The sequence below is a fragment of the Streptomyces sp. AC627_RSS907 genome (assembly GCF_019049165.1).
Map to the genome: position 1 here is coordinate 1193 of NZ_JAGMUE010000154.1, position 23833 is coordinate 25025.

A 23833-nucleotide genomic window follows, 5' to 3' on the forward strand; every position below is an offset into this window, starting at 1 on the left:
TGGCTCACTCCCCGCCGCGCAGGATGGAGTTGCCCTCGTGGGTGGCGTCGGCGGGGGTCACGTCGAGTTCCAGCCGTCCGCTGAGCCCGTAGAAGGCGACGGGGTTGCGCCACAGTACGAGGTCCACGTCGTCCTCCGTGAAGCCCTCGGTGAGCATCAGGTCGCCGACCTTGCGAGTCTTGAGCGGGTCGCTCCTGCCCCAGTCGGCGGCCGAGTTCACCAGGACCTGTTCCGGGCCGTACTCGCGCAGGAGGGCGACCATCCGGGCCTCGTCCATCTTGGTGTCCGGATAGACGGAGAAGCCGAGCCAGGCGCCGCTGTCCTTGGCCTCCTTGACGGTGGTCTCGTTGAGGTGGTCGACCAGGACCCGGTCCGTCGGCAGCGCGGACTCGCGGACCACGTCCAGAGTGCGGCGCAGGCCGGCGAGCTTGTCGCGGTGCGGGGTGTGCACGAGGGCGGGCAGGCCGTGGTCGGCGGCGAGCTGGAGCTGGGTGGCCAGGGCGGTGTCCTCGGCGGGGGTCATGGAGTCGTAGCCGATCTCGCCGACGGCCACGACCCTGTCCTTGACGAGATAGCGGGGCAGTTCGTCGAGGACGGGGAGGCACCGGGGGTCGTTGGCTTCCTTCGGGTTCAGCGCGATGGTGCAGTGGTGGGCGATGCCGTACTGCGCGGCGCGGAACGGCTCCCAGCCCAGCAGCGCGTCGAAGTAGTCGCGGAAGGAGGCCGGCGAGGTGCGGGGCTGGCCCAGCCAGAAGGAGGGCTCGACGAGGGCGCGGACGCCGGCGGCGTACATGGCCTCGTAGTCGTCCGTGGTCCGGGAGGTCATGTGGATGTGGGGGTCGAAGATGCGCATCAGGACTCCTTGCCGTGGGGGTCGGCCGTGCCGTGCGACGGGGGCGCGGGCTCGGTCAGGGCCAGGACGCGGTGGAGGTCTTCGGGGACGGGGCGGCCCGCGGCGGCGCGTTCGGCGGCGTAGTCGGCGAGCATGCGGGCGAGTTCGGCGTCCGCGCGGGCCCGGCGGGCGAAGTCCGCCACCTGGTCGACGGGCACGCCGGTGAACAGGCACTTCAGTACGGCGTGCCGCCACTGGTGGGCGTCGAGGTGCCGGGCGGCGTACGGGCCGAGGGCGGCGGCGACCAGCCGGGTGTCGTTGGCGCGCAGCGCGTCCTCCACCAGCGGGAGGGCGTCGGGGCCCGGTACGAGGTGGGGCAGCGCGTGCAGGACGGCGCGGCGTTCGTCGGCGGTGCCCTGGGAGTAGACCCGGGTCAGGGTGTCCGTGTCGGCCTGTGCGGCGTGCAGGACCAGCACGCGGGCGGCGTCCGCGTGGACGGGACCGCAGCGGCGGCCCGCCTCGGCCAGGCGCAGTTCCCACACGGAGATCGGGCCGTGGCTGCCGGGGTGGGCGGCGGCCTCCTCCAGGGCCTGGTCCAGCCAGGCGCGGGCGGCTCCGCCGAGTTCTGCGGCGAGGGCGGCGCGCAGGGCGGCCGGCGGGACGTGGGCGGGGGTGGCGCCCTGGGTGTCCTGCACGACGGGGGTGCCCTCCGCGTCCTGGGTGACGGCGGCGCCAGCGGCGTCGGCGGTGACGGCGGCGCCAGCGGCGTCGGCGGTGACGGCGGCGCCAGCGGCGTCGGCGGTGACGGCGGCGCCAGCGGCGTCGGCGGTGACGGCGGCGCCAGCGGCGTCGGCGGTGACGGCGGCGCCAGCGGCGTCGGCGGTGACGGCGGCGCCAGCGGCGGCAGCGGTGACGGCGGCGCCAGCGGCGGCAGCGGTGACGGCGGCGCCAGCGGCGGCAGCGGTGACGGCGGCGCCAGCGGCGGCAGCGGTGACGGCGGCGCCAGCGGCGGCAGCGGTGACGGCGGCGCCAGCGGCGGCAGCGGTGACGGCGGCGCCAGCGGCGGCAGCGGTGTCGGGGGTGACGTGGCCGGCGTGTGCCTGCGTCATGGGTGTGGCTCCCTTCAGTGCGTGGCGGAGGGCTCGCCCGAGCGGTTCGTGCGCAGGGACGCTGCCGCGGCCCTGCGGAGGAACGGGAGGGAGCGTTCGGCGAAGTGGGGACCCGCGTGCGAGTGGCGGGGCAGTTCGACGACGGTCAGCCCCTGGTAGCCGGTGGCGGCAAGGGCGTCGAGCACGGGCGGGAAGTCGATCTCACCGTCTCCGAAGGGAAGGTGCTCGTGGACGCCGCGGCGCATGTCCTCGATCTGTACGTGGCGCAGCCAGGGGGCGGCCGCGCGCACGCAGTCGGCGGGAGGAAGGGGTTCGAGGCACTGGCAGTGGCCGATGTCCAGGGTGAGGCCGAGGTGCTCGGGGTCCCCGAGGGTTCGGCGGAGCCGGTGGAAGTCGGCGAGGGTGGCCAGCAGGTGGCCCGGTTCGGGCTCGACGGCCAGCGGGACTCCCGCGGTGGCGGCGGCGTCCAGGACCGGGGCGAGGGACTCGCTGAGCCGTTTCCACGCCGTGTCCTCGTCCGTGCCCGCCGGGGTGATGCCGCTGAAGCAGTGCACGGCGTGGGCGCCCAGGTCGGCGGCGACCCGGACGGCGCGGACGAGGAGGTCGGTGCGGCGGGCGCGGTCCTCCGGGTCCGGGTCGAGGAGGGAGGGGCCGTGCTTGCGGCGCGGGTCGAGCACGTAGCGGGCGCCGGTCTCGACGGTGACGCCGAGGCCGAGCGCGTCCAGCCGGTGTGCGACCCGGCGGGTGCGGGCCGCGAGGTCGGGGGCGAGCGGGTCGAGGTGCATGTGGTCGAGGGTCAGCCCGACGCCGTCGTAGCCCAGGTCGGCGAGCAGGGCGAGGGCGTCGTCGAGGCGGAGGTCGGCGAGGCCGTTGGTGCCGTAACCGAAGCGGAGGGATGTGCGGGGGGATCCGGGGGTCTCAGGGGTCACGTGATGCTCACCTTCCTCGCGAACTTCCGGCCGAGCGGGGCGAGGGCCGCGATCAGTACGGCGGTGGCCTTGCCGCCGGCGCGGGCGGTGAGCGCGGCCTGGAGGGGGATCGTGGCGCGGATGCCGCCACCGACGGCCCGCTGGGTGAGCGGGGGTGAGGGGTTGAGGGCGGCGTGGAAGTAGGGGCGGGCTGCGGTGGCCACGTAGGCGGCGGTCACGGCGGAGGTGAGAGCGGAGGTGATCCGTTCGGTGGTGGGACGGAAGGTCGTACCCGGGAGGAGGGAACGGTCGGTGGAACGGGACCGGGCTGCGGAGGTCGGGCCCGGCAGGCCGGGGGTGGCTGCTTCCCCCCGGCCTGCCGGGAGCCGGGTGGGGCGGCGGGCCGCCAGGTGGGCCAGGAGGCCGGTGGTGGCGAGGGCCGCCAGGGGGGCCAGGGAGGAACCGCCCCGGGTCTCCTCACGGGAGACGGCCGTGACCGCGAGGGTGTGGGTGCCCAGCAACGCGGCGGACGGCACCGCCGCGCGGACGTCGCCGCCGGTCGCCGCGGCGCCCAGCAACAGGTCGAGACCCCGGGCCGCGGCCATGGCCACGGGGCCGGCGGGCGTGTGCTTCAGGGTGAGGTCGTACGCCCACACGGTCGTCGCCAGCGGCACGGCGACGGCCAGGGCGGGGCGGCCGGCGCGGGCCGCGAGGGCCAGGCCGCCCGCGGTCAGACCGCAGGCCGCCGTGAGGGCGGCGGTGGGGCGGACGCGGCCGGACGGGATGGGCCGGTGCGGGCGTTCGGCGGCGTCCTCCGCACGGTCCGCCCAGTCGTTGAGGGCCATCCCGGCCTCGTACAGGCACAGGGAGGAACCGATGGCGAGCAGGGTACGGGGCCCGGCCCGGACACCGGTCGCGGCCGCCCCGGCGAGTACGTCGCCGGGGACGGTGAACAGGGCGGGCAGACGGAGGAGTTCGGCCCAGGCCCAGGCCCCGGCGCGGGCGCGGGCGCGGGCACCGGTTCGGGGACCGGCCGTGCGCCCGTCCCTCCGTGCCCCGCCCCGGCCCGGTCCCTCGGCGTCTCGGGGGGCCGTCGCGGCGGCCGTGCCGGACGCCGCTGCCGGGCGGCCCGACGGCACCGTCTCCGCCGTGCGGCTCACCGCTGCTCCCCGACGCCGGGGTGGTCGGGGTGGTCGTCGGCCTCCGCCCGGCCCCCCGGGTCCGCGTCCCGCAGCCCCGCCGCGAACCGCACGAGCTGCGCGTACTGTTCCGCGAGGCCCGACGGTCCGTCGCCCACGGGATCCTTGAAGTAGAAGCCCAGCTCGCCCAGCGGACCGGAGCGGCCCGACTCGTGGGCGCGTGCGGTCAGCCGGGCCAGGTCGAGGACCAGGGGCGCGGCGAGGGCGGAGTCACAGCCCTGCCAGGTGGTCTGCAGGAACATCCGGGCGCCGAGGAAGCCGTCGAAGGCGATGTGGTCCCAGGCCGTCTTCCAGTCGCCGAGCGCGGGCACGTCGTCGATGTGCACCTCGCCCTGCGGTACGGCGCCGAGGGTGTCGGCGAGGACGCGCTCCTTCCCGGCGTTCTTCGCCGCCGCCGCGGCCGGGTCGGCCAGGGCGGCACCGTCGCCGCCGCCGAGGAGGTTGGTGCCTGACCAGGCGCGTACGGTGAGCGCCCGCTGCGCGAACATCGGGCCCAGCACCGAGCGCAGCAGGGTCTGGCCGGTCTTGCCGTCGCGGCCCGCGTAGGGCAGTCCGCTCGCCTCGGCCGAAGCCGCCAGTGCCGGGTGGTGCAGGCCGGTCGACGGGGTGAAGTTGACGTACGGGCAGCCGGCGCGCAGGGCCGCCGCCGCGTACAGCGAGCTGGCCGGGAGGGTGCGGCCGGTGGGTGCGGGCTCGGTGGAGGCCACGTTCACCACCACCGCCCGGTCCGCTCCCGAGCGTCGTACGAAGTCGGTGATGTCCGCGGCGAAGGCGGCGATCAGGTCCTCCTCGCCGCGGGTGTCCCCGGGCAGCGGGCCGCCGGGGCGGATCTCGCGGTCGGCGGCGGTCAGTTCCGCCTCCACGGCGGAGGGGAGGCCCGGCGGCAGCACGCCTCCGGCGGCCAGGGCCTCCGCACGCTTGGGCAGGGGGCAGTCCACGGTGTCGTGGCCGCCGAAGACGAGGGACGAGAGCGCGGGCAGCCCGGCGTCGGCGAAGTCGGGGGTCTCGGTGACCATGCCGGTCGGCGGGTGCAGCCCCGCGGTGACGGCGGCACAGCCCGCCACCACCGTGGTGGCGACGGAACCGCGGGCTCCGATCAGCCAGACACCGGTACGGGAGCCACGGGGACCGAGGGAGCCGAGGGAGCCAAGGGGACCTGAGGGGGACGCGGACATGGGCAGCCTCCTTGTCGAGCGCGTCGAACACACACGAGCGGTCGCACACAAGCGGTCAGGCACACAGGCGGCCGTGCACACCACCGGCCGTGGACACAGGGGGACGCAGGGGTGGAGACAGGGGTGGACACACGAGGTGACGGCGGGCGGAGGTCCGGCGTCCTCCGCCCGCCGCCGTTCTAGTCGCCCGTGGTGGGCAGTTCCTTCAGCTGGATGTTGCGGAAGGAGACCTGGTCGGCGGCGCCGTGGTTCTGGAGGCCGACGTAGCCGTCGGTCAGGCTCCGCTCCGGGTCCTTGTTGGTGAAGTCGTTGATCTTCACTCCGTTGAGGAACACCTGGAGGCGTTCGCCCTGGACCTTGATCTCGTAGGAGTTCCACTGGCCGGGCGGACGCAGGACCTGGTCACGGGCCTTGATGTCCGCCGACTTGAAGGAGTAGACGGAGCCCGTGGTGCGGTCGGGCGCGTCCGTGGCGTCGATCTGGATCTCGTAGCCCTTGTTCACCGCGGACCACGGGTCGTCGGAGGCCGGGAAGCCCACGAAGATCCCGGAGTTGTCGTCGCCCCGCATCTTCCAGTCGAGCTTGAGGGAGTACGACTTCAGCTCCTTGGCCTGGTACCAGAGCAGCCCCATGCCGCCCTCGGACTCCAGGGTGCCGTCCTTGACGTTGAACGTGCCGGGGCCGGCCTGCTTCCAGCCGTCCAGGGTCTGGCCGTTGAAGATCTTCCGGTAGCCCTTGCTCGGCTTGCAGTCGGCCTTGACCTGGCCGGTGGCGTACTGGAGGCCGCCGAGCAGGTGGGCGCGGAACGTCTCGTCGGCGTAGGACTCCTTGGTGTGGCCGAGGCCGGTGTAGAAGGAGCGGCCGCCCTCGTAGGTCTGGCACCAGGCGATCGGGTGGTCGCCCTTCATGGTGCCGCCCTGGTAGGTGGTCTCGTCGAGGGTGGCGAGGACCTTGGCCTGCTCGCGCGGGTTGGTGCGGTAGTTGTACAGCTCGTCCGTGTGCTCCCAGGTGTCGCCGAGGTGCGCGGTGGACGGGTGGTCGTGGTCCTCGACGCGGACGGTGGCCTTCTGGACGGCCGGGTGCGAGTGGAAGTAGGCACCGACGAGGCCGCCGTAGAACTTCCAGCCGTACTCGGTGTCGGCCGCGGCGTGGACGCCCATGTAGCCGCCGCCGTTCCTGACGTACTTCTCGAACGCCGCCTTCTGGTCGGCGTCGAGGACGTCACCGGTGGTGGACAGGAAGGCCACGGCGTCGTACTTGGCGAGGTTGGTCGTGGTGAACTGCCGGGCCTCCTCGGTCGCGTCGACCGTGATGCCGGCCGGTGCGCCCAGCTCCTTCAGCGCGGTGATGCCCGCGGGGATGGAGTCGTGCCGGAAGCCGGCGGTCTTGGAGAAGACCAGGACCCTCTTGCCGCCCTTGAACGGCTCCTTGGAGAACTCGAAGTCGTCCACGTCATACAGCGCGCCCTCACCTCCCTTGAAGACCAGGTAGATCTCCGTGGTGCGCTTGGGCAGGGCCCGCAGCGGCACGTCGACGTTCTGGAAGGTCTCCCAGCTGCCGGTCGGCGGGATGTACGCCGAGCCGTGCAGCGGGCCGTCGGGCGAGCCGGTGCGCAGTTCGACGAAGCCGCCGGCGCCGCCGGAGGAGGCACGCACGGTCAGCTTCTTCTGCCCGTCGAACCGGTAGGGGCTGAAGGAGATCCAGTCGCCGTCGTCGATGTCACCGACGGTCTTGCCGCCGTTGGCACCCGTCTTGTCGTACGTCTTGATGCCCGACTGGGTGGTGAAGTGCTCGGCCTGGCGGTGCAGCGGCTGGATCACGGTGCGCGCGGTGCCGGTCAGTGCCTCCTGGCCGTTGGCCCCGCCGTCGGTGTAGCCGGCGCCGACGACGCCGTAGATGTTGGCGTTGGGGTCGTGGCCGCCGTCGCCGGCGGGGGGCTTCAGGGTGCCCTCACAGCCCGTCTCGCTGGTCAGCTCGTGGGCGTGGGAGTCGTGGCCGAGGCTGTAGGCGACCTTGACCCTGGAGCAGTCGATCGTCTCCTCGGGGTCGGTGACCGTCACCTTGAAGGGAACGGGCTCGCCGAAGGCGGCCAGGCTGCCGTTGCCCGGGACCTCGATCCTCACCTTGGGCTCGGTGTTGCCGACGACGATCCGGACGCTGGCGTTGCCGGTGTTGCCCTCGGGGTCCTTCGCGGTGAAGGTCGCGGTGTAGGTGCCGGTCTTCTTGTACTTGTGGGTGGGCTTGAGGCCCTCGCCCTTGGTGCCGTCGCCGAAGTCCCAGCTGTAGGTGAGGTCCGGGGAGTCGGCGTCCTTGGCGGAGGCGGTGAAGGCGACCTTCAGGCCGGCCGCGCCGGACGTCTTGTCGGCGCTGACCTCGGCGATCGGGGAGAAGCCGTCCTCGGCGTTCTCGATCCGGTAGAGCGCGGAGTCCTTGTCGCCCTGGAACCAGGAGAGGCCGTAGTCGAGGACGTAGAGCGCGCCGTCGGGGCCGAACTCCATGTCCATGATCTGGGTGCCGGTCCACGGGAAGTCGTTGATCTTCGCGACCCCGCCGTCCTCGGTCTGCTCGATGCGCTTGATCCAGCGGCGGCCGAACTCCCCGGCGAAGAAGTCGCCGTCGTACTCCTCGGGGAACTTCACCTTGGAGTCGAGGTCCGGGTCGTAGCGGTAGACGGGTCCGCCCATCGGGGACTCGGAGCCGCTGCCGAACTCGGGCAGGGACCCGCCGTCGTACGGTATCCACGCGGCCTGCGCGGGCGGCAGGTCGACGAGGCCCGTGTTGTGCCGCGAGGTGTTCTTCGGTGCGGCGCAGTCGAACTTCTCGCCGGAGGTCTTCGTGGCGAAGTCGTAGTCGAGGTAGGCGTCGTTGTCACCGGTGCAGAAGGGCCAGCCGAAGTTGGCGGCCTTGGTGACCTTGGCGAACTCGACCTGGCCCGCCGGTCCCCGCTTCGGGTCGGCGGCGCCGGCGTCGGGGCCGTAGTCGCCGACGTAGACGGTGCCGGTCTTGTCGTCGACGCTCATCCGGAAGGGGTTGCGGAAGCCCATCGCGTAGATCTCGGGACGGGTCTTCGCGGTGCCGGGGGCGAAGAGGTTGCCCTCCGGGACGGTGTACGAGCCGTCCTCGGCGACCTTGATGCGCAGGATCTTGCCGCGCAGGTCGTTGGTGTTGCCGGCGCTGCGGCGGGCGTCGAAGGCCGGGTTGCGGTCCGGTCGCTCGTCGATCGGCGTGAAGCCGTCGGAGGCGAAGGGGTTGGTGTCGTCGCCGGTGGACAGGTAGAGGTTGCCCTCGGCGTCGAAGTCGATGTCGCCGCCGACGTGACAGCAGGTGCCGCGGGAGGCCGCGACGTCCAGGACCTTCTTCTCGCTGGCCATGTCGAGCGTGCCGTTGGGCTTGAGGACGAAGCGGGAGAGGCGGTTGACGCCGTCGAACTTCTTGAAGTCCTCGGCGGTGCCGGTCTCGGGGGCGTCGCCCGCGGGGGTGTCGAGCGGCGGGGCGTAGTAGAGGTAGATCGCCCGGTTGTTCTTGAAGTCCGGGTCGATGCCGACGCCCTGCAGGCCCTCCTCGTCGTGGCTGTACACGTCGAGCTTGCCGGCGATCCTGGTGACGCCGCCCTGGTCGGTGAGGCGCAGCGTGCCGTCGCGTGCGGTGTGCAGGACGCTGCGGTCCGGGAGCACGGCGAGGGACATCGGCTCGCCCATCTCGGGCTCACCCTTGGCGAGCGGTACCTGCTGGAACTGCCCCTCGGCGGCTGCCGGCTGGTCGTGTTCCGGGTGGCCGGGGTGGGCGCCGGCGACGGTCGCCGGGGTGCCCACGGCCAGCATCAGGCCGGTGAACAGGGCGAGGGTGGTGCGAAGCCGCGGGGTTCCGGTCCTTCTGAGTCTGCTTCTGTGCACGAAGTCCCTCCGGGAACGGGATGGGCCGTACGGGATGGGTGCGAAGGCGTGCGGTGCGGGCGCCGGGGTGCGCCGTCACCCCGGAGGTGTGGGTGTCCTGAACACTTCAGGGACGGTAACCGCGTTCGTCCGCGTCCAACACCCCTTGGGTCAGTGCTGGTTGAACTTTTTCCCAAGGCAGGACAAAGCGGGATCCGGGCAGGCCGGACCGGGGACCGGCTGAGGTGCCGGCCCCCGTCCCCGACCTGCTGCCGGGCGGGTGGATCAGCTGTTGAACGCGGCGTCGAAGGACGCGCTGGGCGGTTCGAAGTCGAACGCCTTGAGACGGGTGAGCGCTTCGGGGGCGCCCTGCAGCCGGTCCATTCCGGCGTCCTCCCACTCCACCGACACCGGGCCCTGGTAGTCGATGGCGCGGAGCATGCGGAAGACGTCCTCCCAGGGGACGTCGCCGTGGCCGGCCGACACGAAGTCCCAGCCGCGGCGCGGGTCGCCCCACGGCAGGTGGGAGCCGAGCCGCCCGTTGCGGCCGTCGAGGCGCTTGCGGGCCTCCTTGCAGTCGACGTGGTAGATCCGGTCGCGGAAGTCCCACAGGAAGCCGACCGGGTCGAGGTCCTGCCACACGAAGTGCGAGGGGTCGAAGTTGAGGCCGAAGGCGGGCCGGTGGTCGACCGCCTCCAGCGCGCGCCGCGTGGTCCAGTAGTCGTAGGCGATCTCGCTGGGGTGGACCTCGTGGGCGAACCGCACGCCCTCGGCGTCGAAGACGTCGAGGATCGGGTTCCAGCGGTCCGCGAAGTCCTGGTAGCCGCGCTCGATCATCGACTCGGGGGCGGGCGGGAACATGGCGACCAGGTGCCAGATGGCCGACCCGGTGAAGCCGATGACGGTGTCGACGCCGAAGCGGGCCGCGGCCCGCGCGGTGTCCCTGATCTCGGCCGCGGCCCGCTGCCGGACGCCCTCCGCGTCACCGTCGCCCCAGATGCGGGCGGGCAGGATGGCCTGGTGGCGTTCGTCGATGATGGCGTCGCAGACGGCCTGACCGACCAGGTGGTTGGATATCGCCCAGCACTTCAGCCCGTACTTGTCGAGCAGCTGGTGGCGCGAGTCCACGTAGGACGGGTCCGCGAGGGCCTTGTCGACCTCGAAGTGGTCGCCCCAGCAGGCGAGTTCGAGACCGTCGTAGCCGAAGTCGCGAGCGAGGCGGCAGACCTCCTCCAGAGGCAGGTCCGCCCACTGGCCGGTGAAGAGAGTGAAGTTGCGCGGCATGTCGCTGCCAGCCTCCTCAGGGGGCGATCGGGGTGTAGACGGAGTTCTTCTCGGCGCTCTCCTCGACCGCCGCGAGCACGCGCTGCACCTGCAGCCCGTCGGCGAAGGAGGGGTCGGGGCGGCGGCCCTCGGCGACGGCGTGGACGAGGTCGCGCGCCTGGTGGACGAAGGTGTGCTCGTAGCCGAGTCCGTGACCCGGCGGCCACCAGGCGTCCAGGTAGGGGTGCTCGGGTTCGGTGACGAGGATCCGGCGGAACCCGGCGTGCTCCCCCGGCTCCGTGCCGTCGTGGTACGACAGCTCGTTGAGGCGCTCCAGGTCGAACGCCAACGAACCGCGCTCTCCGTTGAGTTCGACGCGCAGGGCGTTCTTGCGGCCGGTGGCGTACCGGGTGGCCTCGAAGGAGGCCAGGGCGCCGGAGGTGAGACGGCCGGTGAACAGGGCGGCGTCGTCCACGGTGACCTGCCCCGTGGTGCCGTCCGCCGAGCCCGCGGACAGGCCCCGCGCGGCGCCGGCCGGCAGCGGGCGCTGGCGTACGAAGGTCTCGGTGACGGCTGAGACGCCCGCGATGCGCTCCCCGGTCAGGTACTGCGCGAGGTCGACGATGTGCGCGCCCAGGTCGCCGAGCGCTCCCGAACCCGCCAGCTCCTTGCGCAGCCGCCAGGTCAGCGGGGCCTTCGGGTCCACCAGCCAGTCCTGGAGATACGTCACCCGCAGGTGCCGCAGCCGGCCGATGCGGCCCTCGGCGACCATGCGCCGGGCCAGTGCGGTGGCCGGCACGCGGCGGTAGTTGAAGCCGACCATCGCCAGCCGGCCCCGTGCGTCCGCCTCCTCGGCGGCCCGGGTCATCGCCTCCGCCTCCTCGACGGTGTTGGCGAGCGGCTTCTCGCACAGGACGTGCTTTCCGGCGGCGAGCGCGGCCAGGGCGATCTCGGCATGGCTGTCGCCGGGGGTGCAGATGTCGACGAGGTCGATGTCGTCCCGTTCGACCAGGGCCCGCCAGTCGGTCTCGGTGCTCGCCCAGCCGTGCCGGTCGGCCGCGGCGCGGACGGCGTCGGCGTCCCGCCCGCAGATCGCGGCCAGTACCGGGTTCAGCGGCAGGTCGAAGACCCGGCCGGCGGTGCGCCAGCCCTGGGAGTGGGCGGCGCCCATGAAGGCGTAGCCGACCATGCCGACGCGCAACGGCGGTCTGGTCACGGACGCGCCCGTCGCCCTGGTCCCGGTCCCGCTCTCGGTTCCGGTCCCGGTGACTGCTGCCTGAGCCCCGGCCCCCTCGGGCTGCTGCGGCTGTCCCATGCGGATGTCCTCCTCGTCGTGGTGGCGCGGTGGGGGGTGGGCCCCGCCCCGGCGGGCTGGTCAGGCCGTGCGCGGGGCGGGGGCCCTCACTTGAAGCCCGTGGACATGTACTGGTCGACGTTCTCCTTGTCGACGACGGCCGAGTAGCAGGTCAGCGACGAGGGGATCTCGAACTCGGCGAGACCGCCGACGCCCTTGCCCTGACCGAGGGCGCGGGCCAGGTCGATCGCGGAGGCGGCCATGGTCGGCGGGTACAGCACGGTCGCCTTCAGGACGCCGCGGTCCGCCTTGATGGCCTCGAAGGCGGAGAGCGCGCCCGCGCCGCCGACCATCAGGAAGTCGTCGCGACCGGCCTGCTCGATGGCGCGCAGCGCGCCCACGCCCTGGTCGTCGTCGTGGTTCCACAGGGCGTCGAACTCCGACTGGGCCTGGAGCAGCTGGGCCATCTTGGCCTGCCCGGACTCGACGGTGAAGTCGGCCGCCTGGCGGGCCACCTTCCGGATGTTGGGGTAGTTCTTCAGGGCGTCGTCGAAGCCCTGGGTGCGCTGCTTGGTCAGCTCCAGGTTGTCCAGGCCGGCCAGCTCGATCACGCGCGCATCGGCCTTGTCCTTCAGTTTCTCACCGATGTAGTGGCCGGCGTTGAGGCCCATGCCGTAGTTGTCGCCGCCGATCCAGCAGCGGTAGGCCTGGGGGCTGTTGAAGACGCGGTCGAGGTTGACGACCGGAATGCCGGCGCGCATCGCCTTCAGCCCGACCTGGGTGAGCGCCTTGCCGTCGGCGGGCAGCACCACCAGGACGTCGACCTTCTTGTTGATGAGGGTCTCGATCTGGCCGATCTGCTGCGCGGTGTCGTTGGAGCCCTCGGTGACCTCCAGGGTCACGTCCGAGTACTTCTCGGCGCGCTTCTTGGCGTTGTCGTTGATGGCGTTGAGCCAGCCGTGGTCGGCCTGCGGGCCGGCGTAGCCGATCGTGACCTGCTTGCCCGGCTTGTCGTCGGCGGCCGGCTGGTCGTTGGCGGCCGGCTTGTCGTCGGCGTCGTCCGGGTCGTTGCTGGTGCACCCCGTGAGGACGGCACCGGCGGACACGGCGGCGGCTCCGAAGAGCAGTCCTCTGCGACTCGTGAGCTTCGACATGGCGGTGAACCCTTTCCTCAGTGCGTGCTTGCGGTACGGCGCTGGACCAGCACGGCGGCGACGATGATCGCGCCCTTGGCGATCTGCTGGACGTCGCTCTGCAGGTTGTTCAGGGCGAAGATGTTGGTGATCGTGGTGAAGATCAGGACACCGAGCACGGAGCCGACGATGGTGCCGCGCCCGCCGCTGAGCAGGGTGCCGCCGATGATCGCGGCGGCGATGGCGTCGAGTTCGTAGAGGTTGCCGTTGGTGTTCTGGCCGGAGCCGGCCAGGACGATCAGCAGGAAGGCGGCGATGCCGCAGCACAGGCCGGAGAGCAGGTAGAGGTAGAGCCGTTGGCGGCGGACGTCGATGCCGGCGAGCCGGGCGGCCTCCGCGTTGCCGCCGACGGCGACCGTGCGGCGCCCGAAGGTGGTCCGGTTGAGCACCAACCAGCCGATGACGGTGACGGCCGCGAACACCAGCACCAGGGGCGGGATGCCGAGCACGTAGGCGTCCCGCTCGCCGAGGTCCAGCACGCCGGGGACCGTGACGACCTGGGTCCGGCCGTCGGTGATCTGGAGCGCGAGGCCGCGCGCCGAGGCCAGCATGGCGAGGGTGGCGATGAACGGGACGATCGCCCCGTACGCGATGAGCACCCCGTTGACCAGGCCGCAGCCCACTCCGACGACGACCGCGGTGAAGAGGATGCCGGCGAAGCCGTACTCCTGGGTGGCGACCGTGGTGGCCCACACCGAGGACAGGGCGACGATCGCGCCGACGGACAGGTCGATGCCGCCGGAGACGATCACGAAGGTCATGCCGACGGTGACGACGCCGATCACGGACGCCTGGGTGAGCACCAGTTGCAGGTTGCGGGTGTCGAGGAACGCGTCGGGCTGGGTGATGCCGCCGATGAGGACCAGTACGGCGAGCACCCCGAGCAGGGTGAGGATGCGCAGGTCGGCGTGGGCCGTCAGGCTCCGCCAGGCGGGCGGACCGTCCACCGGGGCCGCCTTGCCGGTGCCGCCCCGTGGCGGGGACACGTGCTGCGTCATGACGCCGGGCTTCCTTCCATCACGAGGTCGAGTACGCGGTGTTCGTCGAGTTCGCGGGCGGGGGCCTCGTGCACGACGCGGCCCTCGCGCAGCACCAGCACGCGGTCGGCGAGGCCGAGCACCTCGGGCACCTCGCTGGAGACCAGCAGCACGGCGAGGCCCTCGTCGGCGAGGCGGCGGATGACCGCGTACAGCTCGGCGCGGGCGCCGACGTCGACGCCGCGGGTGGGTTCGTCGAGCAGCAGGACCCGGCAGCCGCGCAGCAGCCAGCGGGCGAGGACCGCCTTCTGCTGGTTGCCGCCGGACAGGGTGCGCACGGGCACGGAGGGGTTGTCGGGCCGCAGCGACAGCTCGCGGGTCGCCGTACGGGCCGCGTCCAGTTCGGCGCCGCGGTCGATCCAGCCGCCGCGCGAGAAGCGGGACATGGCGGAGACCGACACGTTGCGGGTGACGGACTCCAGCATCAGCAGGGCCTGCGCCTTGCGTTCCTCGGGGGCGAGTCCCAGCCCGGCGCGGACGGCGGCGCGCACACTGCCCGGCCGCAGCGGACGGCCGTCGACGAGGACCTCGCCGGCGCTCGCCCTGCGGGCCCCGTAGACCGTCTCCAGGATCTCGGAGCGGCCGGAGCCGACGAGTCCGGCGAGGCCGACGATCTCGCCGGGGCGGACGTCCAGGTCGAGGGGGGCGAACTCGCCGTCCCTGGCCAGTCCCCGCACGCTCAGCACGGGTTCGCCCCGGGGCGGCGAGGCCGGCCGGTCGGGGAAGACGTACTCGACGTTGCGCCCGGTCATCAGCGCCACCACCTCCCGGGTCGGCGTCGACTTGGCGGGCAGCCCGCCGGCGACGGCCCGGCCGTCCTTGAGGACGGTGACCCGGTCGCCGATGCGGCGGATCTCCTCCAGGCGGTGCGAGATGTAGACGACGGCGACACCGTCGGCGGTGAGGTCGGCGACGATGCGGAAGAGGTTGTCCACCTCCTCCGGGTCGAGCGCGGCGGACGGCTCGTCCATCACGATCAGCCGTACGTCGTGCGAGAGCGCCCGCGCCATGGACACGATCTGCTGCTGCGCCGCCGAGAGCTCCCCGACCAGCCGCCCCGGATCGACCTCCGGGTGGCCGAGTCGCCTGAGGAGCTGGGCCGTCGACGCCCTGGCCGCCCTCCCCCGTACGACGAAGCCGGCGGTGGTCGGCTCGTGGCCGAGGTGGACGTTCTCGGCGACCGACAGGTGCTCCACCAGGTCGAGCTCCTGGTAGATGGTGGCGATGCCGAGGCGCATGGCCGCGATGGGCGAGCGCAGGGTGACGTCCTCGCCGCGCCAGCGGATGGTGCCGGTGTCGGGCTGGTGGGCTCCGGCCAGGACCTTGATGAGGGTGGACTTCCCGGCGCCGTTCTGGCCGAGCAGGCAGTGCACCTCGCCGGCCTGGACGTCGAGGTCGACGCCGTCCAGGGCCCGGACTCCGGGGAACGACTTGGTGATGCCGGACATGCTGAGCAGCGGTGGTTCTGGTGCCATGTGTGGTCCCCTCGGCGGGCGTGCGGGCCGGTGTCAGGGCAGAGCAGGGCGGGTCGGGATGGAACAGAGGTGGGACAGGGCCGTGCGGTGTGGGGCAGCGTGGAACAGAGGCGTGCGGTGCGAAGCGGCCTGGAGCAAGGGCGTGCGGTGCGAGCAGTGCGGAGCAGGGTGCGGGTGGAGCTCACGAACCGGGTGGTGCCGATACGGGTGCCACGGGTGGTGCCCGGGCGGGTGGCAGGTGGTGCCCGTGCGGGTGGGACGGAGGTGCCTACGCGGGTGGGACGACGGTGCCTACGCGGGTGAACAGACGGTCCTACGCGGGTGAGAACAGGTGGTCGCTGATCAGCCGGGCCGCGCCGATGACTCCGGCGGTGGGGCCCAGCTCCCCCAGGACGATGGGCAGGTTGCCGGTCGCCAGCGGCAGCGACTGGCGGTAGACCTGGGTACGGATCGCGGCGAGCAGGTTGTGGCCGAGGCCGGTCACCCCGCCGCCGATCACCACGAGACCCGGGTTGAAGAAGCTGACCAGGCCGGCGATGACCTGGCCGGTGCTGCGGCCGCCCTCCCGGATCAGCTCGAGTGCGGTGGCGTCGCCCGCGGCGGCCGCGGCGGCGACGTCGGCGGCACTGAGGCCCCCGTTCGCCTCCAGCCGGTTCGCGAGCTCGGCCGACAGGCCCTGCTCGGCGGCCTCCGTGGCGTCGCGGGCCAGTGCCGCGCCGCTGAAGTGGGCCTCCAGGCAGCCCCGGTTGCCGCAGGCGCACGGTCGTCCGTCGGGCACGGCCTGGATGTGCCCGATGTCGCCCGCGCTGCCCGTCGTCCCCCGGTAGACGTCACCGCCGACGACGATGCCGCAGCCGATACCGGTACCGATCTTGACGACGAGGAAGTCGTGCACGGTGCGGGCGACGCCCGCGTGCTGCTCCCCCAACGCCATCAGGTTCACGTCGTTGTCGACCATGACCGGGCAGCCGAGTTCCTGGCTGAGCGCCTCCCGCACGGGAAAGCCGTCCCAGCCCGGCATGATCGGCGGAGCCACCGGTACGCCCTCGGGGAAGCGGACCGGTCCCGGGACGCCGATGCCGGCGCCGTCGAAGCCCTCCGCCAGACCCGAGGCCCGCAACTTGGCGGCCATGGACAGGACGTACTCGAAGACCGCGACCGGTCCCTCGCGTACGTCCAGGGGCTGGTTGATGTGCCCGAGGATCTCCAGTTCGGCGTTGGTGACGGCGACGTCGACCGAGGTCGCGCCGATGTCGACGCCGAGCAGGCGTAGTTCGGGATTGAGACGGACGTTGTGGGAACGGCGTCCGCCGCGCGAGGCGGCGAGTCCGTCGGCCACGACGAGCCCCGTCTCCAGCAGCCGGTCCACCTCCACGGCCAGCTTGGACCGGGAGAGGTCCACCTGGTCGCCGAGCTGGGCTCGGGAGTTGGGGCCACCGTCGCGCAACAGCTGGAGCAGTCGGGCTTGGTGGGCGTTCGCGGGTCGTGCCGTCATGCGTCTCACGAGCCCCTCCCCGCCTCAATGGCTTGAGCGCGCCCGTTTCGGTCGCGTCCGTGGCTTGCTTTCGGAGGGAACGTAGCAGCGGCCGTCGGGTGTGGGAAGAAGTCGCGCATGAATTGCTGCGAACTTTCTCCACTGAGAGGACAAAGAAGGTCGACCTCGACGGGGACAGTTCGGGCAGACGCGCGCAGTTCAGGACGGATCGCGGGTCAAGCGCTGGATCACACGTGGTTCGAGGGCCGTATGTGCTCTGTGCGCCCCAGGTGCTCCGCCTGTTCCACCCTCCATCCGCTCCGTGTGTCCGCGCATCGGCGCACCCGGGCGGCCGCCTGCGCGGCGATGTCCACGACGCACAGGGGTCGGGGTCCGGGGCCCGCCGGCCGGGAGCAGTCCGCGCCACGCCAAGGCCTCACCGGGGTGGCTCAGGGACAGCGGACGACCTGCCCGGCGTAGGAGAGGTTGCCGCCGAAGCCGAAGAGCAGTACCGGGTCCCCGCTGGTGATCTCGCCGCGCTCCACCAGCTTGGAGAGGGCGAGCGGGATGCTCGCCGCCGAGGTGTTGCCGGATTCGACGACATCGCGGGCGACGACGGCGTTGACGGCGCCGATCTTCGCGGCGAGGGGTTCGATGATCCGCAGGTTCGCCTGGTGCAGGACGACCGCCGCGAGGTCGGCCGGTTCCAGTCCGGACCGCTCGCAGGCCTGGCGTGCGATGGCGGGCAGTCGTGTGGTGGCCCAGCGGTAGACGCTCTGCCCCTCCTGCGCGAACCTCGGGGGCGTGCCCTCTATGCGGACCGCGTTGCCCATCTCGGGCACCGACCCCCACAGCACGGGGCCGATCCCCGCCTCCTCGCCCGGGGCGCAGGCCTCCACGACGGCGGCCCCCGCCCCGTCGCCGACGAGCACGCAGGTGGTGCGGTCGGTCCAGTCGGTCACCTCGGACATCTTGTCCGCGCCGATGACGAGGGCGCGGCTCGCCGAACCGGCCCGGACGGCGTGGTCGGCGGTGGCCAGGGCGTGGGTGAAGCCCGCGCACACGACGTTGACGTCCAGGACCGCGGGTGCCGGCATGCCGAGGCGGGCCGCGACACGGGCGGCGGTGTTCGGGGAACGGTCGATCGCGGTGGAGGTGGCGACCAGCACCAGGTCCACGTCGGCCGGCGTCAGTCCGGCCGACGCGAGGGCCTTGGCGGCGGCGTGACCGGCCAGCTCGTCGACCGGCTCGTCGGGCCCCGCGATACGGCGGGAGTGGATGCCCACCCGGCTCCTGATCCACTCGTCGCTGGTGTCGACCATGCCCGCCAGGTCCTCGTTGGTGAGAACCCTGGCCGGCTGATAGTGGCCGACGGCGGTGATGCGGGAGCCGTGCATGGGTGGAATCCTCGCTGCCTCGGGGACCGGGTCCACCAGTGTGTTCAGTGACCGACGGGTACGACGGCAGGTGAAGCGACAGGAAACCGGCGCGCGCCTTGTCGGCTTCGGTCAGCATCCCGGGCGCCCCCGGCGGCGTCACCCGGTGAGGAACCGGGCGGTGGGCAGCCGTCCGTGGATCGCGCCGACCTGGCAGGGCGGCGGTGGGGAGGCCTGCGTGCAGGACAATGAGCGGGGACGGACCGGCACACGGGACACGGTGCACGCCACACGGGAATCGGGACACGCGACATGGGACGAGTCACGGAACGACGCAAGGTGATCCGCGTACGGGACGGTGCGGTCTCCACCCGCCCGGACACGCTCGTCGCCGAGGAACCGCTGGAGATCCGGCTGAACGGCAGACCGCTCGCGATCACGATGCGCACTCCGGGCGACGACTTCGCCCTCGCCGCCGGTTTCCTGGTCAGCGAGGGGGTGCTCGCCGAGCGGGGCGACCTGCGGAACATCGTCTACTGCGCGGGCGCCACGGGCGAGGGAGGCTCCAACACGTACAACGTGGTGGACGTGCAGACGGCGTCGGACGTGCTGATCCCCGAGATCACGCTGGAACGGAACGTCTACACGACCTCGTCCTGCGGGCTGTGCGGCAAGGCGAGCCTGGACGCGGTGCGCACGACGGCCCGCTGGCCCCTCGCCGACACTCCCCCGGTCCGCGTCACGCCGCAGCTGCTGGCGGGCCTGCCCGACCGGCTGCGCGCCGCCCAGCGGGTCTTCGACCGGACCGGCGGACTGCACGCGGCTGCCCTGTTCACCGAGGACGGGGAACTGGTCGACGTACGGGAGGACGTGGGCCGGCACAACGCGGTCGACAAGCTGGTCGGCCGCGCCCTGCAGACCGGGGACCTGCCGCTGTCCCGGTCCGTGCTGCTGGTGTCGGGCCGGGCCTCCTTCGAGCTGGCGCAGAAGGCGGTGATGGCGGGCATCCCGGTGCTGGCCGCGGTGTCGGCGCCGTCCTCGCTGGCGGTGGACCTGGCCACCGAGACGGGGCTGACGCTGGTGGGCTTCCTGCGGGGTGCCTCCATGAACGTGTACGCGGGCGAGGAGCGCGTCGCCCTGCGGGCGGCGGCCACGCAGGGGTGAGCCACCTCTCCGGCACCCGGGGCGTGGCCCCGGCCGGCAGGGGCGCCCCCTGCGGCGCGGGCCGCCCGGCCCCGCCCTCGCCGCCGCACCGCTCAACCCCGCCGTGGTCCGCTGCCGACGGTCGCCCGGGCCGCCGCGTCCCGTTCGTCCGAGGCGACCGCCTCCGGGTCGTGCGACCGGCGTTTGGCGATGACCGCGCACACCATCAGCTGCATCTGGTGGAAGAGCATCAGCGGCAGCACGGCCAGTGAGGCGTGCGCACCGAACAGGACGCTCGCCATGGGCAGGCCCGCGGCGAGGGACTTCTTCGACCCGGCGAACTGGATCGCGATCCGGTCCTCCCGGCCGAAGCCCAGCCCCCTCGCCCCGTACCAGGTCAGCAGCAGCATCACGGCGAGCAGTACCGCCTCCACGGCCAGCAGGCCGGCCAGCCGGACGGGGCTCACCTGGTGCCAGACGCCCTGCACCATGCCCTCACTGAACGCCGTGTAGACGACGAGGAGGATCGAGCCGCGGTCGACGAGTCCGAGCACCTTCTTGTGCCGGGCCACGAATCCGCCGATCCAGCGGCGCAGCACCTGCCCGGCGACGAACGGCACCAGCAGTTGCAGCACGATCTTCACCACCGAGTCGGCGGAGAACCCGCCCCCGCTGCCGCCGAGGAGGGCGGCGGCCAGCAGCGGCGTGACGACGATGCCCACCAGCGAGGAGAACGAGCCCGCGCAGATCGCCGCGGGCACGTTGCCGCGGGCCATGGACGTGAAGGCGATCGACGACTGGATGGTGGACGGGACCAGGGTGAGGAATAGCAGGCCCTGGTGGAGGGGGTCGGTCAGGAAGAACGGGACGAGCCCGCGGGACGCGAGGCCCAGGAGCGGGAAGACGACGAAGGTGCAGGCCAGCACGGTGACGTGGAGCCGCCAGTGCCGCACCCCGTCCATCGCCTCGCGGGTGGAGAGCCGGGCGCCGTAGAGGAAGAAGAGGAACGCGATCGCGAGCGTGGAGGCACCCGAGGCGACGTCGGCGCCCGTTCCACGGGCCGGCAGCAGCGCCGCGAGGCCCACCGTCCCGAGCAGCAGCAGGATGTACGGGTCGACCGGCATCCGACGCGGCCGTCGCAGGCGTTTCACGGTGCTCCACTTACTCGATCGCTCGATCGCTCGTTCTCTTCGTGCTCCGGCTCTCGTGCCCCGGCTTTCGTGCTCCAACTCTCGTGCTCCGGCTCTCGTGCTCCAGTGGGGTCCCGGGTCCCCGCTCCATCGTGCTCCCTCACCCCGCGATCGGGAATCCGGTACACCGCTCTCACTGTCATCACGCGTCGCGATGACCGGGTACGGTGGGCCGCGTGTACGACCCCTCCCATCTGCGGACCTTCCTGACCGTGGCCCAGACGCTGAGCTTCACGCAGGCGGCACGGCGGCTCGGGCTGCGCCAGTCGACGGTGAGCCAGCACGTGCGGCGGCTGGAGGACGCCACCGGGCGGCAGTTGTTCACGCGTGACACGCACTCCGTGGAACTGACCGAGGACGGGGAGGCGATGCTCGGTTTCGCGCGCCGGATCCTGGAGGTCCACGAGCAGGCGTCGGCCTTCTTCACCGGCACCCGGCTGCGCGGGCGGCTGCGGTTCGGGGCGTCCGAGGACTTCGTGCTGACCCGGCTGCCGGAGATCCTGGAGGGCTTCCGGCACGACCATCCGGAGGTCGACCTGGAGCTGACGGTGGAGCTGTCGGGCACGCTGCACGAGCAGCTGGCCGCCGGAAAGCTCGACCTGGTGCTGGCCAAGCGGCGGCCGAAGGACCCGCAGGGCGAGCCGGTCTGGCGGGACCGGCTGGTGTGGATCGGCGCCGAGCGGCTGCGCGTCGACCCGGACCGCCCGGTGCCGCTCATCGTCTATCCGCCACCGGGCATCACCCGCGCGCTCGCGCTGGAGGCACTGCAGCGGCAGGGCCGCGAGTGGCGCGTCGCGTGCACCAGCGGCAGCCTGAACGGCCTGATCGCGGCGGCCCGCGCGGGCCTCGGCGTGATGGCGCACTCGCGCGGGCTCATTCCGCCCGGCCTGGTACGGGTGCCGGACCGGGCCGGCCTGCCGGAGCTGGGCCGGGTCGACTTCGTGCTGGTGCACGGCCGGCGCCGGGCCTCGGCCCAGGACGCGGCGGACGCCCTGGCGTCGGCGATCCTGGCGGGCGGCGACCGCCTGCACCGGCCCCGGCGCACGGGCCTCGCATAGGGAGCCGGGACAGGGGAGCCGGGAGAAATGAGCCGGGACAGGGGAGCCGGGACAGATGAGCCAGGCCAGATGAGCCGCTCGCCCCGACGCGGGCGTGGGGACGCCTCGCCGTGCCGCACGGCCTCGCGGGCGCAGGAGGAAGAGGCGGTCCCGGCGGGCCCCGTACCGGCGGTAAGCGGGTCGTACAGATTCGGTGGAGATTGGTGCGCCGATACTTACCCAACCGTCAGGAAACTGTCCGACCCCGCCCCATGTGAGCGCATTTCCTCTCGCTGACCAGCGCGAACACGCGTGCTGTCCGCCCGTGACGCCCCTCCCGCCCCCGCCGTGCGTGGGGTAGCTTTCACCGCGCTGTGCGGGGCGTCACCAGGAGTGGGGAGCGGGGTTTGCGCGAGTTCACCAATCCTCCGTCGACGTCGGCGCCACCGGTGGGTGGTCTGGCCGACGCCGTCTTCCGGCACGCCCAGGAGGACCCGCAGCACATCGCGCTGGGCCGCAAGGACGAGACCGGGCAGTGGCGGGAGGTGACCGCCGGCGCGTTCTGCGACGAGGTGCTGGCCCTCGCCAAGGGCCTGCTCGCCCAGGGAGTCCGCTTCGGCGACCGGGTCGCCATCATGTCCCGCACCCGCTACGAGTGGACGCTCTTCGACTTCGCCCTGTGGACGATCGGCGCCCAGGTGGTGCCCGTCTACCCGACCTCGTCGGCCGAGCAGTGCCTGTGGATGCTGTACGACGCCGAGGTGACGGCCGCGGTCGTGGAGCACGAGGACCACGCGATGACCATCGCCACCGTCATCGACCGGCTGCCCCGCCTGCGCGGCCTGTGGCAGCTCGACGCCGGCGCCGTCCAGGAGCTGTACGACGCCGGCGCCCACCTCGACGACGAGGTGGTGCACCGGCACCGGAGGGCGGTCACGCCCGACACGGTCGCCACCGTCATCTACACCTCCGGCACCACGGGCCGCCCCAAGGGCTGTGTCATCTCGCACGGCAACTTCATGTACGAGGCGGACACCGTCATCGAGCGCTGGGAGCCGGTGTTCCACTCCAGGAGGGGCGACGAGGCGGCGACCCTGCTGTTCCTGCCCCTCGCCCACGTCTTCGGCCGGATGGTGGAGGTCGCGGCGATCCGCGGCCGGGTCCGCTTCGGCCACCAGCCGCAGCTCAACGCCGCCGCCCTCCTGCCCGACCTGGCCGCCTTCCGGCCGACCTTCATCCTGGCCGTGCCGTACATCTTCGAGAAGGTGTACGAGGCGGCCCGGCGCAGGGCCGAGAAGGAGGGCAGGGCCGGTCCCTTCGAGAAGGCCGTCGACGTGGCCGTGAAGTACGCGGAGGCCGTGGAGGCGAAGGCCTGGGGCACCGGGCCCGGCCCGTCGGCGGCTCTGCGCGTGCAGCACCAGCTCTTCGACAAGCTCGTCTACGCCAAGGTGCGGGCCGCGATGGGCGGGCGCATCCGCAACGCCATGTCGGGCGGCTCGGCGATGGACCGGCGGCTCGGCCTGTTCTTCGCGGGCGCGGGCGTCCAGATCTACGAGGGCTACGGCCTCACCGAGTCCACGGCCGCGGCCACCGCCAACCCGCCCGGGCTCACCCGCTACGGCACGGTCGGCCGCCCCGTACCGGGCGTCACCGTGCGGGTCGCGGACGACGGCGAGATCTGGCTGAACGGCGACAACGTCTTCCAGGGCTACCTCAACAACCCCAAGGCCACCGGCGAGACCCTGCACGACGGCTGGCTGGCCACCGGTGACCTCGGCTCGCTCGACGAGGACGGCTACCTCACCATCACCGGCCGCAAGAAGGAGATCCTGGTGACCTCCAGCGGCAAGAGCGTCTCGCCGGGCCTGCTGGAGGAGCGCGTGCGGGATCATCCGCTGGTCAACCAGTGCATCGTCGTCGGCAACGACCGCCCCTACGTCGCCGCCCTCATCACCCTCGACCAGGAGGCGGTCGAGCACTGGCTGGCGATGCGCAACAAGCCGCGGAAGTCCCCGGCCGACCTGGTGCACGACGCCGATCTGGAGGCGGAGGTGCGGCGCGCGGTCGTCGCGGCCAACACGCTCGTGTCCCAGGCCGAGTCGATCCGCACCTTCCGCGTCCTGGCGCAGCCGTTCACCGAGGAGCACGGTCTGCTGACGCCGTCGCTGAAGCTCAAGCGCAGGGCCATCGAGAAGGCCTACGGCACGGAGGTCGAGGCGCTGTACCGGATGTGAGTTCGCCGGTCAGGAATGCATC

17 protein-coding genes are annotated in these 23833 nt (G+C 72.6%); 3 read left to right on the top strand and 14 right to left on the bottom strand.

Features of this window, described 5'->3' with window-relative positions:
- Window positions 1-4 precede the first annotated feature (4 nt).
- From KUM32_RS29330 to KUM32_RS29390, 13 genes are all read right to left on the bottom strand, one after another.
- Window positions 5-853 carry a TatD family hydrolase gene (locus tag KUM32_RS29330; protein ID WP_217145000.1) on the bottom strand — a complete coding sequence of 283 codons (849 nt, stop codon included), beginning with the start codon at window positions 851-853 and terminating at the stop codon, window positions 5-7.
- On the bottom strand, window positions 853-1527 hold the full coding sequence (locus tag KUM32_RS29335) for an EboA domain-containing protein (protein ID WP_217145044.1): 675 nt from the start codon (window positions 1525-1527) through the stop codon (window positions 853-855). The genes KUM32_RS29330 and KUM32_RS29335 overlap by 1 nt, the downstream gene beginning before the upstream one ends.
- 428 nt (window positions 1528-1955) lie before the next feature.
- The gene (locus KUM32_RS29340) at window positions 1956-2870 is read right to left on the bottom strand and encodes a sugar phosphate isomerase/epimerase (RefSeq protein WP_217145001.1); all 915 of its coding nucleotides are present in this window, start codon (window positions 2868-2870) and stop codon (window positions 1956-1958) included.
- On the bottom strand, window positions 2867-4009 hold the full coding sequence (locus KUM32_RS29345; protein ID WP_374227563.1) for an SCO3242 family prenyltransferase: 1143 nt from the start codon (window positions 4007-4009) through the stop codon (window positions 2867-2869). Before KUM32_RS29345 ends, KUM32_RS29340 begins: the two co-directional genes overlap by 4 nt.
- The gene (locus KUM32_RS29350) at window positions 4006-5223 is read right to left on the bottom strand and encodes an inositol-3-phosphate synthase (RefSeq protein ID WP_217145002.1); all 1218 of its coding nucleotides are present in this window, start codon (window positions 5221-5223) and stop codon (window positions 4006-4008) included. Before KUM32_RS29350 ends, KUM32_RS29345 begins: the two co-directional genes overlap by 4 nt.
- Before the next feature lie 179 nt (window positions 5224-5402).
- A complete protein-coding gene (locus tag KUM32_RS29355) occupies window positions 5403-9116 on the bottom strand; it encodes a ThuA domain-containing protein (protein WP_217145003.1) in 3714 nt (1237 codons plus the stop codon).
- 264 nt (window positions 9117-9380) lie between these two features.
- Window positions 9381-10379, bottom strand: coding sequence for a sugar phosphate isomerase/epimerase (locus tag KUM32_RS29360; RefSeq protein WP_217145004.1), 999 nt, complete (start codon window positions 10377-10379; stop codon window positions 9381-9383).
- Between the two features lie 16 nt (window positions 10380-10395).
- Complete coding sequence (locus tag KUM32_RS29365) at window positions 10396-11673, bottom strand: Gfo/Idh/MocA family protein (RefSeq protein ID WP_217145005.1); 1278 nt, start codon at window positions 11671-11673, stop codon at window positions 10396-10398.
- A gap of 86 nt (window positions 11674-11759) precedes the next feature.
- Window positions 11760-12806 carry a substrate-binding domain-containing protein gene (locus KUM32_RS29370; RefSeq protein ID WP_217145006.1) on the bottom strand — a complete coding sequence of 349 codons (1047 nt, stop codon included), beginning with the start codon at window positions 12804-12806 and terminating at the stop codon, window positions 11760-11762.
- A 17-nt stretch (window positions 12807-12823) separates the two neighbouring features.
- Window positions 12824-13843 (bottom strand): ABC transporter permease, encoded by a 1020-nt coding sequence (locus tag KUM32_RS29375; protein WP_217145007.1) that lies wholly within the window; start codon window positions 13841-13843, stop codon window positions 12824-12826.
- Window positions 13840-15357 (bottom strand): sugar ABC transporter ATP-binding protein, encoded by a 1518-nt coding sequence (locus KUM32_RS29380; protein ID WP_217145008.1) that lies wholly within the window; start codon window positions 15355-15357, stop codon window positions 13840-13842. The genes KUM32_RS29375 and KUM32_RS29380 overlap by 4 nt, the downstream gene beginning before the upstream one ends.
- A gap of 313 nt (window positions 15358-15670) precedes the next feature.
- The gene (locus KUM32_RS29385) at window positions 15671-16852 is read right to left on the bottom strand and encodes an ROK family transcriptional regulator (protein ID WP_217145009.1); all 1182 of its coding nucleotides are present in this window, start codon (window positions 16850-16852) and stop codon (window positions 15671-15673) included.
- Between the two features lie 428 nt (window positions 16853-17280).
- Window positions 17281-18228 (bottom strand): beta-ketoacyl-ACP synthase III, encoded by a 948-nt coding sequence (locus tag KUM32_RS29390; RefSeq protein ID WP_217145010.1) that lies wholly within the window; start codon window positions 18226-18228, stop codon window positions 17281-17283.
- 291 nt (window positions 18229-18519) lie between these two features.
- On the opposite strand from KUM32_RS29390, the gene fdhD reads away from it, so the two are divergent.
- Window positions 18520-19371, top strand: coding sequence for a formate dehydrogenase accessory sulfurtransferase FdhD (gene fdhD, locus KUM32_RS29395; RefSeq protein ID WP_217145011.1), 852 nt, complete (start codon window positions 18520-18522; stop codon window positions 19369-19371).
- 92 nt (window positions 19372-19463) lie between these two features.
- Here the strand turns inward: fdhD and KUM32_RS29400 are convergent, their stop codons facing one another.
- Window positions 19464-20474 (bottom strand): bile acid:sodium symporter family protein, encoded by a 1011-nt coding sequence (locus tag KUM32_RS29400; protein ID WP_217145046.1) that lies wholly within the window; start codon window positions 20472-20474, stop codon window positions 19464-19466.
- 242 nt (window positions 20475-20716) lie between these two features.
- On the opposite strand from KUM32_RS29400, the gene KUM32_RS29405 reads away from it, so the two are divergent.
- Entirely contained in the window at window positions 20717-21598 is an 882-nt protein-coding gene (locus tag KUM32_RS29405) for a LysR substrate-binding domain-containing protein (protein WP_217145012.1), read from the top strand.
- A gap of 386 nt (window positions 21599-21984) precedes the next feature.
- Window positions 21985-23811, top strand: a complete 1827-nt coding sequence (locus tag KUM32_RS29410) for a long-chain fatty acid--CoA ligase (RefSeq protein ID WP_217145013.1) — start codon at window positions 21985-21987, stop codon at window positions 23809-23811.
- The last annotated feature ends 22 nt before the right edge of the window (window positions 23812-23833 follow it).